10 protein-coding genes are annotated in these 12,284 nt (G+C 56.2%); 4 read left to right on the top strand and 6 right to left on the bottom strand.

Going from position 1 to position 12,284, the window contains the following annotated elements:
- The first annotated feature begins 63 nt into the window (after positions 1-63).
- Complete coding sequence (locus tag AB4Z13_RS21100; RefSeq protein WP_442206713.1) at positions 64-996, top strand: VOC family protein; 933 nt, start codon at positions 64-66, stop codon at positions 994-996.
- Positions 997-1,010: 14 nt separating this feature from the next.
- Positions 1,011-1,619 (top strand): alpha/beta hydrolase, encoded by a 609-nt coding sequence (locus tag AB4Z13_RS21095; RefSeq protein WP_442206712.1) that lies wholly within the window; start codon positions 1,011-1,013, stop codon positions 1,617-1,619.
- 64 nt (positions 1,620-1,683) lie between these two features.
- On the opposite strand, the gene AB4Z13_RS21090 is transcribed toward AB4Z13_RS21095, so the two are convergent.
- Positions 1,684-3,957, bottom strand: a complete 2,274-nt coding sequence (locus tag AB4Z13_RS21090) for a polysaccharide biosynthesis tyrosine autokinase (RefSeq protein WP_442206711.1) — start codon at positions 3,955-3,957, stop codon at positions 1,684-1,686.
- Between the two features lie 598 nt (positions 3,958-4,555).
- On the opposite strand from AB4Z13_RS21090, the gene AB4Z13_RS21085 reads away from it, so the two are divergent.
- Positions 4,556-5,389, top strand: coding sequence for a metallophosphoesterase family protein (locus AB4Z13_RS21085; RefSeq protein ID WP_442206710.1), 834 nt, complete (start codon positions 4,556-4,558; stop codon positions 5,387-5,389).
- A gap of 13 nt (positions 5,390-5,402) precedes the next feature.
- Here the strand turns inward: AB4Z13_RS21085 and AB4Z13_RS21080 are convergent, their stop codons facing one another.
- The 4 genes from AB4Z13_RS21080 to AB4Z13_RS21065 all read right to left on the bottom strand — a co-directional run bounded on the left by AB4Z13_RS21080 (position 5,403) and on the right by AB4Z13_RS21065 (position 10,131).
- Positions 5,403-6,002, bottom strand: coding sequence for a hypothetical protein (locus AB4Z13_RS21080; RefSeq protein WP_442206709.1), 600 nt, complete (start codon positions 6,000-6,002; stop codon positions 5,403-5,405).
- 313 nt (positions 6,003-6,315) lie between these two features.
- Positions 6,316-6,996: a hypothetical protein gene (locus AB4Z13_RS21075; protein WP_113320066.1), complete on the bottom strand. Its 681-nt coding sequence runs from the start codon at positions 6,994-6,996 to the stop codon at positions 6,316-6,318.
- Between the two features lie 93 nt (positions 6,997-7,089).
- Positions 7,090-8,298: a polysaccharide biosynthesis/export family protein gene (locus tag AB4Z13_RS21070; RefSeq protein WP_113320173.1), complete on the bottom strand. Its 1,209-nt coding sequence runs from the start codon at positions 8,296-8,298 to the stop codon at positions 7,090-7,092.
- A 255-nt stretch (positions 8,299-8,553) separates the two neighbouring features.
- On the bottom strand, positions 8,554-10,131 hold the full coding sequence (locus AB4Z13_RS21065) for an O-antigen ligase family protein (RefSeq protein ID WP_442206708.1): 1,578 nt from the start codon (positions 10,129-10,131) through the stop codon (positions 8,554-8,556).
- A 186-nt stretch (positions 10,132-10,317) separates the two neighbouring features.
- Between AB4Z13_RS21065 and AB4Z13_RS21060 the strand changes: the two genes are divergently transcribed.
- Positions 10,318-10,911: a transglutaminase-like cysteine peptidase gene (locus AB4Z13_RS21060; protein WP_113320064.1), complete on the top strand. Its 594-nt coding sequence runs from the start codon at positions 10,318-10,320 to the stop codon at positions 10,909-10,911.
- Between the two features lie 99 nt (positions 10,912-11,010).
- Here AB4Z13_RS21060 and AB4Z13_RS21055 read toward each other — a convergent pair whose 3' ends face one another.
- Positions 11,011-12,057, bottom strand: coding sequence for a substrate-binding domain-containing protein (locus AB4Z13_RS21055; protein ID WP_113320063.1), 1,047 nt, complete (start codon positions 12,055-12,057; stop codon positions 11,011-11,013).
- Positions 12,058-12,284 lie beyond the last annotated feature (227 nt).

Below are 12,284 nucleotides of genomic sequence, written 5' to 3'. Positions count from 1 at the left end.
GCTCGAAAAGCTCATCTATGACCCATCGAAAGCCCGCCTGTTGCGGGCAGAAAGAGGTCTCAAATGCTCGATCAAATCAAGGGTCTGCACCACGTCACATCGATGGCGGAGGATGCCCGGACCAACAACCAGTTCTTCACCAATGCGCTGGGCCTGCGCCGCGTCAAGAAGACCGTGAATTTCGACGCCCCTGACGTCTATCACCTCTATTACGGTGACGAAACCGGTTCCCCGGGTACGATCATGACCTACTTCCCTTTCCCGAAGATGGCGCAGGGGCGTCCGGGCACCGGCGAAGTCGGCACCACGGTCTATTCGGTTCCACAGGGTTCGCTTGGCTTCTGGAGTGATCGCCTGACGAAGCTCAATGTCACTGGCCTGAAGACGGAAGAATCGTTTGGTGAAAAGCGCCTGAATTTTGCCGGTCCCGATGGCGACGGCTTTGCGCTCGTCGAGGTCAAGGATGATACCCGCACTCCTTGGACGCATGGCGGTGTCAGCGAGGATCATGCCATCCGAGGCTTCCACTCCGTTGCCATGCGGCTGAGAGATGACGGCGCCACGGCCGAACTTCTGAAGTTCATGGGTTATGAGGTTCAAGAAGAACATGAGGGCGTCAAGCGTCTCATTATTCCAGGCGGCAATGGCGCGCATCTCGTCGATCTCGAAACCATGCCCAACATTGCCCGTGCGCTCCCGGGCGCCGGTTCCGTCCACCATGTCGCTTTCTCCGTTGAAAACCGCGAAAAACAGCTCGAGGTTCGCAAGGCACTGATGGAAACCGGCTACCAGGTCACCCCGGTTATCGACCGAGATTACTTCTGGGCGATCTACTTCCGCACGCCGGGCGGCGTGTTGTTCGAGATTGCCACCAACGAGCCCGGTTTCGACCGCGATGAGGATACGGCTCACCTCGGCGAAGCACTTAAGCTGCCGCAGCAACATGCCCATCTGCGTGCCCTTATCGAGCAGCATCTGCAGCCGCTCGAAGCCTAAGCGGAGGTAGGACGATGACGAACAATGGCTATGTGCACCGGCTGCATGCCGGTGCACCCGGAAAGCCCATTCTTTTCGTGCTTCACGGGACGGGTGGTGACGAGAATCAGTTCTTCGATTTCGGCAGGCGCTTGCTGCCGGAAGCGACGATCGTTTCGCCGCGCGGCGATGTTTCCGAATATGGGGCGGCGCGCTTTTTCAAGCGAACCGGTGAGGGGGTCTATGACATGGCCGATCTCGCTCGGGCGACGGACAAGATGAGTGGCTATGTCCAGGATCTGGCGTCGGCACATGGCTCGTCCAGAATTCTCGGGCTAGGATTTTCGAACGGCGCCAACATTCTGGCGAACGTGCTTGTCGAGAAGGGTCTGTTCGACGCGGCAGCTCTGCTCCATCCACTCATCCCTTTCCGGCCTCGCGCGAATCCCGATCTTAACGGCCGCAGGATATTGATTACGGCAGGCCAGCGCGATCCGATCTCGCCGGCCGCGTTGACGGAAGCACTTTCTGCCTATTTCGAGGGCCAGAAGGCGCAGGTGCAGACGGAATGGCACTCGGGAGGGCATGATATCCGGCCGAATGAGATCGAGGCCATCGGCAGGTTCTTTTCGGAATTGGCGTGACCAAAAAAATTATGCGGCGAATTTCGCCGCATGATTCATTTCAGATCCTGCTCGAAAAGTGTTCTTACGATTCGTGATAATAGGCGGAGTAGCGGTTGTAATAATACTCGCCGGAACCATAGGAACGATAAAGCTTCAGCTTTTCCGTATCGACCTTGTTCAGCACGACGCCGATGCACTTCTGCATGAGTTCCGGCTGAACCGCGAAGGTCGTGCGAACGACGCGCCGCGATGTACGGCCCCACTCGATGACGGCCAGCGAAGCATCGAGCATCGGGCTGATCGCGCGGGCATCGACGACCGGGCCAAGCGGAGGCAGGTCGAGAACGATATAGTCGAAGTGTGCCTTCAGCTCATCCAGCATGTTGACCATGATGGACGAGGAAAGCAGGTCAGAGGAGTGCGGTACACGGCGCTTGACGACCGCTGGCAGGAAAGCGAGCTTGGTCTTGCTGTCGAGCAGCAGCACGTCCTTCAGCGGCCTGCCTTCCAGCAATGCTTCCAGAATGCCCTGTTCCGCATGGCGGCCGATGGCGCGCGTCGCACCCGGGTTGCGTAGGTCGGCGTCGATCAGCAGTGTGCGTGAGCCTTGCATCGCAAGGAGCTGCGCAAGGTTGATGGCGATGGTCGACTTGCCTTCGCCCGGGAGGCTGGAGATGACGCCGATGACCTTGCTGCGTGAGCTCGGATTTTCCATGTCGACCGCGATCTTCGCGCTGCGCATCGTTTCGGCGAAGGCCGACAGCGGATGGTTGACCACGTAATTGGTGATCCCGTTGCCGGTTTGCAGCCCGCGGGTCGACTCCAACTCGCTGGCACCGTTGGCGGCTTCCTTCGCGTCGACAGCCGGAACATGGCCGATATATTCCAGCGACAGCACATCGCGAACCTGATCACCGGTTCTGAAGAAGCGGTCACGGAACTCTCGATAAGCACCGACGCCGCTGCCAAAGATTGCACCAAGCGCAATTGCAAGAGCAAGAACGAGCGGCTTCTTTGGCGAGCTGGCAGATACCGGTACCTGCGATCGGGTGATGACGCGCGCTTCCGTGATGGGGAAAGTCTGTTGCTGAGTTGCTTCCTGGAAGCGGGCGAGGAAGGTCTGGTAAAGATTGCGATAGGTATCAGCGGTGCGCTCGAGCTCGCGCAGTTGAACCTGGGTTTCTCCGGCGGCAGCCGTTACGCTCGTGGCTTGCGTAACACTGTCCTGGAGGGATTTTTCCCGGCTCTGGGCGACCTGAAGCTCACTCTGATAGCTTTCGGCAATACGATTTAGCTCTTCGAACATCAGCCGTTGATATTCGGCCATTTCGCCGCGCAGTCGAACGGCTTGAATGTGATCCGGTCCCAGGCGAGCCGATATATCGGCCTCGATCTTCGAAGCCTCAAGATACTTTTTGCGCAGATCGTTGGAAATCGAGTTATCAAGAACGTCGGTTACGATCGCATCCGTACGCTTGTTGTCGATGATTGATTTGACGCGCTCATATTTCGCCTGTGCTTTTGCCGTTTCGGCTTGCGCAGTAATAAGCTGTGTCGTCAATTCCGAGAGCTGCTGATCGCTGAGGAGCTGGTATTGTCCGCCAGTGCTGACGAGCCCTTTCGCCGTACGGAACTTCTGGACCGCAAGGTCTGAATCAAGTGCCTTTTGGCGCAGTTCATCTATCCGTTCCTGGAGCCAGTCACTCGCGCGGCGCGTCGCCTCGTATTTCGAGTTCAGCTTATCCACGAGGTAGGCGTCCGCAATTGCACCTGCAATGTTTGCTGCCAGATCCGGCGAAGTTGAGGTGTAGCTTATGGACAGAGCGTATGTGCGTCCCACGCGCTCGACATCCATATTGGAAACGATTTTGTCAGACGCCGCCCGTCGTTTAGCGTCCATATCATCGGCATCGACATCCGCGCTCGCAAACCATTTACGGAAATTGAGCATTGAACGAAGCATGGCGATTGGCGAGCGGTCCGGCGAGGTAAAGGCCGGATTGTCCAGCAACTTTAACTTATCTATGACAGCCAAGCTGATCGTGTCAGACTTGAACAGCTCGACTTCGCTCAACACCGATGCATCATCCTCTACGGGAACGCCGGCGTTGGAAAGTTGGCTCAGGAGTTCGCTGTTGCCGCGGTCGATAAGCACGCTCGTTGCTGCAGTATATTTCGGAACTGCAGTGACAATATAAACAATTCCTAATACAAGGAAGGCAACTGCTGCAATCGCAACCGGTCGCCATTGACGTGCGGCGATTGCGATCAGCTTTTCAACGTCGATAGTGTCTCTTGACTCAGAGTGTTCCCACTCTTCGTTTGCGTATGCCGGGACCTTATCTGGCGAAAGCAATCCGAGACCTCCATTAAGTTGAGTCATATCAGGTAAAGGGTCTGTAGGTGCGCTTTATCAAATGCTTCCAGGAAGCCAATCGAAAGTGGGCGCACGCTACATGAAGGAGTAGCGTCAATCAATGTTTAAGCTCAAGCCGAGACAAAGCACCCCGGCTTCAATGCCGTCAATTCGCATCAGGCCGCATTGACAACGTGTTTGCGCGGCGGTGATTTCTAGTGACTATCTTAGCATCCGGCAACGCCGCTGTGACACCCCAACTTGTCTGAATTTTATGAGAGGAATTTAGCTTTTTCTCACTGTCTGCATGTAGACCAGGCATGTATTGATGGATGGGTGATCGATTCCGTTCTCAGTGGAAGCCTGTAGTCCGTAGCCATTGTTAAGTCAATCTGGAGATATGTCGAGGTCGTGCGCAGGATAATCGTGGATATCGATAGTGTTAGGCTGGCGCATATTGTTGTTGTCTCTCTTCCAAGGTGGCAAATATATTTTAACTATTCGTTAACCTGCATCTACCATCTGCGGAAGTTGTGAGGCTGTTTTATGCACGCAGTAAGCTCCAACTACGGTACGAGGTCTCGAGGATCAAAATAGAATGTCGAATTCCCACGTGAAGCGCCATCAAAGCTTTATAAAGCCGACTTTATTTGGGGTGTTTCAGAAGCTCATTGGTAAAGGCAGGGCCCTGCCGGCGGTCCGCGACCAAACTCGGCAAAGGCTCCATTTCGATCCGGCTGACTTCTCTGTTATCTACGCTATTGGTGACGTGCATGGCTGCCACAGCAAGCTTCTTGAAGCAAAACAGAAGATATTCGACGATTTTTCGAGATATACGGGCACCGCACTAATAGTAATGCTTGGAGATTACGTAGACCGCGGCGTCTCTTCTAAAGATGTTATCGAGCACCTTAGCAGGCCAACCCCAGCCAATATTAAGCAAGTCGCGTTATGCGGTAATCACGACGACGCGTTTCTGCGATTGCTTGAGGAGCCGGATCTGCTTCCGAGCTGGTATCGCTTCGCTGGCTCGGAAACGCTGAAATCATACGGGATCGACGTCGCCTATTTGCTGAAGCATGGCGACAATGGGGCGGTCGAGCGTGCAATCAACGATGCCGTACCAGCTCACCATAAAAAATTACTGGCTGAAATGCCGTCAATGCTCACGGTGGGAGATATCGTCTTCGTGCATGCCGGGATCCGGCCGGGTATTGCTCTGCCTGAGCAACGAGACCGTGATCTATTCTGGATTCGCGAACCCTTTCTGACGCGAGGCCCCGAGCTGCCTTTGCTTGTGGTGCATGGTCATACGCCTGTTGCCCAACCATTTTTTGGTAATGGGCGCATCGCCATTGACACCGGCGCGTTCGCCACGGGTAGGTTGACTGTGCTGCGCATCGTGAACCGTCAAGCGGTCTTGCTGAACTGAAGTGGCGTTTGCCTCAGGGCAGTTTGTCAGGATTGAAGCCGAACCAGGTGAGTGAGCCCTTCTTGTTGGCTGGCAATTGTGTGGCGGCCTGCTTCACATAGGGCAGCAGGGCAGCGCTGATTCTGGTTAATGCCGGCGCGACTTTCCGTGAATCTCCAAGCTTCAGGAGAAGGCGGACATCGCTTTCGACCGTCGTTCGCGCATTTTCAAGCGTTGCTACGTTCAGATGGTTCCAGAAATAGACGCGGGCGAGAAGGGCGAGTTCGTCAGCGGGGGCGAGCCGGGCTGACATCGTCATCAGCCGGGCAATCGATTTTGGTTCTTGCGCAATTACGGCACGAACGATCGCAAGCCTGAGCCAGAGATTGCTGTCGGTCGGCATGCAGGAGACGGCATGGCGCATGTAACGCTCGGCGTCGTCTGCAGCCTTGGCCCAGGCCTCGTAGCCCGTGATCTCGCTGGCCGTGTCCAGCCTGTTCAGCACGAGTGTCGTGCCTGCCATGACGATATCCGAGCGGCAATAGTCGCCGGAGACGATCGCGTCGGTGTTGGCTGCCGTCCGGGCGACCGTTTCAGGGCTGATCTGTCCGGATTGTTCAAGTCTTTCCGCCACGAGAAAAATATCAGCAAAGCGCGCTGACTGCCTGATATCGGTAACAGCGAAGGCCAGCAATGCGATGGCTGTCAGACTAAAGAGGATAGATAGGGGAGAGGGAAGTGACAGAGCAAACGGGGCCGTAGCCCTTCGCCGCGTTTGTCCGCCTGCCTTGGCGTGCTGAGACATGTCCTACCGGTCCGACCTGCTGCAGGAACGATCGGCTCCACTGCCGGCAATGGCTCGCGCGAGATAGGAGCTTTTCTTTAAATGTTGAAGAGGAGAGGCCGAACAGCCTCTCTTGATAGCATCACGCAAATTTTGAAAGCGGTTAGATGCTGCCGCTGACAGAATTGTTGATGATAATCGTAAAATTGCCGCCGCCTGAGGCGCCCGTCTGGAGCGAGCCCACGCCTGAAGCATTCGTCTGGAGCGAACCCCCGCCCTGGGTGGCGCCGCCGGCATCCGCGCCATCAGCCGGTCCACCCAAACCCGATGCGCCAGGACCGCTGATATCGCCGCCACCTGCAGGGCCTGCGCCCGCGCCGCCGAGTGCTGCAACAGCGGTCTGGTTGGTCAGCGAAGCTTCAAATGCTGTGCGGAAGCTACCGAGCGCCGGGTTGCTGACAATTGCCGCTGCGACAGCTGCCGCAATCTCGTCGGCGAGATCGGAGTGCTGCGGACGGCAAACGTTGACTGCGCGCCCAAGGCCGGCGCCGATAGCTGCTCTTTGAGCATCCGTTGTTGCTGGGTTGGCTGCCAGCGTCAGCAGCGTTGCCGTGACGTTCGTTTCGGTTGCTGCAAGATCGCGAACCGAGCCAGTGAGCACGCTGTCGGACGGATTGCCCGTGAGAATGCTTGCCGGCGTCGCGTTAAAGGCGTCCATCTGCGAGCCGCTTGCCGCGCCCGGACCCGAAAAGCAGTTGCCTGCAAAGGACGACGTCGCAAAGCAAAGAGTGCCTAATGCGAAGACAGCCGTACCTTTCAATGTATTCTTCCCTGCTTTTACCATTCCCAGCCTCCAAAGATAACGGAGCTTACAACATAAGCTCCGATGAGCACCAGTCCGTTCAATGTCAGGTGCTCGAAGTATCGTTTGATATATTTAATTTCCAAGATCTTGGACTGCGTCGCGAGTATCGAGGGCATCGTTAGAAACGCCCCTGACCGTGGAGGTAACCGAGTTCAGAATGTCGAGGAACTTCACGAGCTCAACAGTGTGTGCGTTGGAGATATACATGACGTCCTTGTCCTGCATACGGAACTCCTGAACTGCGAAAAGGGTCGCCGGATCGCGCAGGTTTGCCCGGAAGATGACAGGCACCTGGTCGCTCTTAAAGCGGCTGGTATCGATATTCAGGCGTTGAAGAGTGCTGCGGTCGACCTTTCGATAGACCACGACTTCGCGCGGATCGGCACGGCTATCGAGGAGGCCGCCAGCCTTTGCCATGGCTTCGCCAAGGGTCAGGTTCGAATCCTCGAAGTCGATGCGGTTGTTGGTGCCGGAGGCGCCAAGTGCGATGAATGTACGGCGCTCGTGCTCGACCGAAACCGTGTCGCCCGGCGCAAGGTAGATGTTTTCGGACGGGTTCTTCAGCAGAGTTTCGTAAGCGATGGTTGCCGTTTTAGCGCGACGCTGCAGCGTGACGTTGGTCTCGATATTCGGGGTCGTAAGGCCACCTGCCTGGGAAATCGCATCGAGAATGCGATCACCGGCCGGCGAGAGAACGATCTTTTGCGGATCATTTACGTCGCCGACGACCGCCACTTCCGAAGAGCGGCTCGTAATGGTCGTGAGAACGACCTGAGGCTCGATCGCACGGCTCGCCAGCTTGTCTTCGATATCCTGTTCGACTTCTTCCTTCATGCGGCCGGCAGCGGGAACGCGGCCTGCATAGGGAATGCTGATCGTGCCGGCCTTGTCGATCGTCTGCTGAGGCAGAGTGATGTAGTTACCCGGACGGCTGCCCGCGTCGGACGGGATGAAGAGACCGCCGGACTGAGCTTCGAAAATTGAAACCTGCACGACATCGCCGAAGCCGAGCGGGATGTCCGGAGCACCCCCGCGGCCACCGCCGAACCCACCCCGCAGAGTGCTTGACGGGATCTTGTCGAAATAGGGCAGAATCCCCTTGTTGAGATCGATCAGGACATAGTCGATTCCAACCTTGCGCTCGGGTGTCGTGACCTTAATTGCTGCATCGCGGTCGATATCCGTATGGTCCGGACCGGACCTAGGGAGAGAAGTGCAGCTGGAAAGCACGATCAGCATCGATACAATGATGCTGCCGCGTCGAGTTACAGGAATGCCCATCATGACCCTACTTGGTAATAGCACTAGCACCGTTTAGCCCGGTGGCAACTTAAATGACAAGTAAATATCGGACTCTGTCAGATACTGCATACCTAACAGAAGGTTATTGTGGCAATAGCGCAACATGGATTGTCCCATTTATGGTAAATTAGAGAGAGTTGATACGTTAAGATTCTGTGGTAATTCGCATGCAACCCAAACGAATATTTTGATCTTCTTTAGTGGCGATTTTATGGGCGGCCAGCCTTCAAATCGTCATATTTCAAGGATCTCCGCTGGATGCTCGATTCTCAAGCCGGATGGAAGATCTTTCCTGCTTTCGCCGACCCTTTCTTCGCGCCCGCAGCAAATGGAGACGACTGCCGCAAGAAATGCCATGAAAAAAATGGCAAAACCGGGTATTTGAATCGAGAAATCGACGGCGGAATGAGCCGCCGTCAACAGGGTGCCTGCGCAACCTAAAATTGAATAATGTCTCAGCCGACGACGAGCCTGATAGCCACTCCAGAAGGCCCGCATGAGCACGAAAAAGATCAGGCAGGTGACGACCGGGAATATTATTCCGAGAGTGAGAAAGCCTTCGAGATAGGAGCTATGAGCCCTGTCCACGATGCCGCCAATTCCACAATCGGGTGTCCGGTAGGCAGAAAAGACGGTGCGGAACGTGCCGAAGCCCGTTCCCTGAAACCAATTCTGTGAGAGGGCGTGCATCGTATCGGACCAGACGCAGAAGCGATCGTCATCAGTGCCTCGCTGGTCTGCACGTAGGATGGCTCTGCCGCCGAAAATAGCGGCGAAAACGAGAATAAGGGCGATCGCACCGGCTGCCGTTAACCAATTTCGGGTCACAGAGCCGCCCGCTTGAGGAAGCAGCCTGGTGCGTCTGCCCTTCCACTGGCGGGCGAGATAGGGGAGGTAGAAGATCGAGCCCAGGCCTGTTGCGACCAGTCCGGCACGGGACTGGGTGAGCATTAGCGCGGTCAGGCAGGAGAGGCCGAGGCCGGCAAAAAGCCAGAAGCCGATGCCCTGCTTGAAACTGCCTGATGGCGCGGATGAAAAGCCGAAATAGGCGCGACCATTTTCCGAAGCAAATGTCGCAAGTATCAGAAAACTCAGCCCCAGGAAGGTCGCTGCCGTGTTGCGGTTGACGAAGACTGCAGTGAGGCTGTCGAGATAATAGCGCTTGCTTTCAGTCAGCAACATCTTCGGAAACAGCAGGAACTGGCCAAGCCCGAAGAGCGAGATCAAACCTGCGCCAACAGCAAGCACCATCAGGATACGGCGCGCCCGCTTGTCCGTATCTGCAACCATGAGGCCGGTCAAAAACGTCATGACAGGCAGCGCTATATACAGAAGCGAAGTCAGCGTGTCGGCCGGCGCGACTGATATAGTGTCTCTCGAGGCACCGGCGAGCGCGTTTGCATCCTTCCAGATCGGATTGATGAGAGATGGCCACGGGATGCGGATGGTCTGGATGACGATCCAGGCCGAGGTAACGATAAAGAGAAGCAGCACCCATACGAAGACCCCGTGAGCACGTCGGGGCTCACCGAAAAGCAGGAGTGCCGCAAGGCTCAGCGCGAACATGCAGATCGCGACGGCCGCGAAAGGCGTCGCATCGACCAGACCGAATGGAATGACAGCAACCAGCACCACCGTGCTGTAGAGGCCGGCAAGTATGGTCTTCAACCTATTCGTCACAGCCGCGGCCAAACTTTGAGAGGTCGGCCGCCCCTCCGGCGCCGCTGTGCTTGTCTCTGCAAGAATTCCGCGACTTTTGCAACCCTGCCCAATTCTGGTGCGACAATCGCCCCAAAATTGGTGGCGGCACATTCGATCGCTTCGAAAAAACGCACTTCGTTAAAATTGTCGGGAACGATTTAAAAGGATCGAGAATGCTCCCTCCGTATGTTCCCCGTCATTGGCTGGAGCTGAAGAGAACTTCGACCAAGGATCAAAAGCCGGATCAACCGGCATAGGCATTTGACCGTGTAGCGGTCGTCGAAACGGGGTAAGAAAATGTTTAAGCACACACTGATTACGGCGGTGACGCTTGCATCTCTGTTTGCGGTTCAGACCGCGCAGGCGGCCGGTCCCGGCGGTATTGCCCGCGGATTGAAGACAGCGCCGACATTCAGCTATATTTCTGAAAAGCGCCGAACGACAGCACCTTTCGCGCATGTGATGTTCTGCGCGCAAAATCCCAATGAATGCGCGGCACGCGGCGGAGCTTCGGAGGTTTCGCTGAGCGCGTTCGCAAGCAAGCAGCTTCGATCGGTCAATGCCTCGGTCAACCGCTCGATCCGCCCGGTCAATGACCGCTCTGATCAGGGCGATGTCTGGCAGGTGAATGTGAAATCCGGTGACTGCGAGGATTTTGCGCTGACGAAGCGTGATCATCTCATCGCCATGGGTTGGTCACCGAAGGCGCTACGTATCGCCGTTGCCAAGACGCCCTATGGCGAAGGCCACGCTGTTCTCGTCGTTAAGACCGATCAAGGCGATCTGGTGCTCGACAACCGCTCAAACGCGATCAAGGGCTGGAAGGATACGGATCTTCGCTGGCTGATGATCCAGTCGGGCGACAACCCGCGTGTATGGTACGAACTTTGATTGAAATCTGCCGGCGCAGACGAAACCGGCGGCATAAGTGGTTTTGAGCGGAGTCGTTCGTCTCTTATCGAGAACATGGATAGGGTGACGCACATTGCGTCACGTTTGAGGCTCTCTGAAAAAAGCATCACTTTCCCCGGGCACAAGCTCCAGCGGCCAGATCCGATTGCGCGCACCACTGAGGTGGATCTCCGAATAGGCGGGCATGCTGGAAAGCAAGGTTTCGGCGAGCGCTGCACCAAGGTCGCGTAGCGACATGCGGAAGCAGGTGAGCGTCGGCTGCAGGAACTTGGCGCGAGGTTCCTCGCGGAAGCCGATGACGGCAAGATCGCGGCCCGGAACGATGCCGGCTTCGACCAGGCGGCGATAGAGGCCGATCGCCATCAGTTCGTAGATCAGGATGATGGCCGTCGGTTTGTCTTCTATCAGCAGCAACTCGTCGCCAGCCTGGTAGCCGCCCTGTTCGCTTGATTTTACGCGGATCACCAGCTCCGGATCATATCTGATCCCATGCTTTTCCAGAGCCTTTCGATAGGCGTCCACGAAGACATAGCCGAGATTGATTTCGCCTGACGGTGCGGCAATCGCGATGCGGCGATGCCCTTTGGCCACGAGCCGATCGACGGCGCAGGTCGCGACGCCTTCGAAATCAAGGTCGATCCAGGTGAAGTTACCGCCGCCGGAAGAGCTGCGACCGAGTGCGACGAAGGGAATTTTCGTTTTGATGAGCAGATCGATACGTTTGTCGATGCGTTGAGTTGCAGAGATAATCATGGCATCGACGACGCGGCGCGCCACCATGCGCTTCAGATATTCGTAGGGGTCTTCGTCGCTGGGGCAGGGGAGCATGACGAGATCGAGCTTATGTCGCGAGAGCACGCTCTGTAGCCCGCCGGTGACGCCGAGGAAGAAGTTGTCGCTGTTTTCGACCGTCTCCTTGCTGGATTCAATCATCAGGCCGATGACGTTGGTCGTTCCCTGACGAAGGCTGCGGCCGGATTGATTGGCGACGTAACCGAATTCTTCGGCGGCAGCCAGCACCCGCTTGCGGGTCTCCTCGTTGACATCGGCCTTGCCGTTCAGCGCACGCGAAACCGTCCCGATCGATATATCGAGATGTTCTGCGAGCTGGCGGATACCCTTCATCTGAGCGATCTTTCTTCCGATGCGATCATCTCCTCTTATTGCCATGGGAAAACGTTTACGGAAAGCAGTTGCCATGAAGGCGGAATATATTTTTGCACGCTCCGAAAAAAAATCTTGTTGCTGCATTGCCGAAGGTTTTGCCTAAGCGCCCGTTCGCATTGCGATTTTTCGCAGCATTTTGTCAAAATGCACTGGCATTGACAGCAGCAAACGTTTCCGATTAGTAT

This window comes from Rhizobium sp. YAF28 (assembly GCF_052113285.1).
GTDB lineage: Bacteria > Pseudomonadota > Alphaproteobacteria > Rhizobiales > Rhizobiaceae > Rhizobium.
This window is presented reverse-complemented; position numbering and strand designations above follow the sequence as displayed.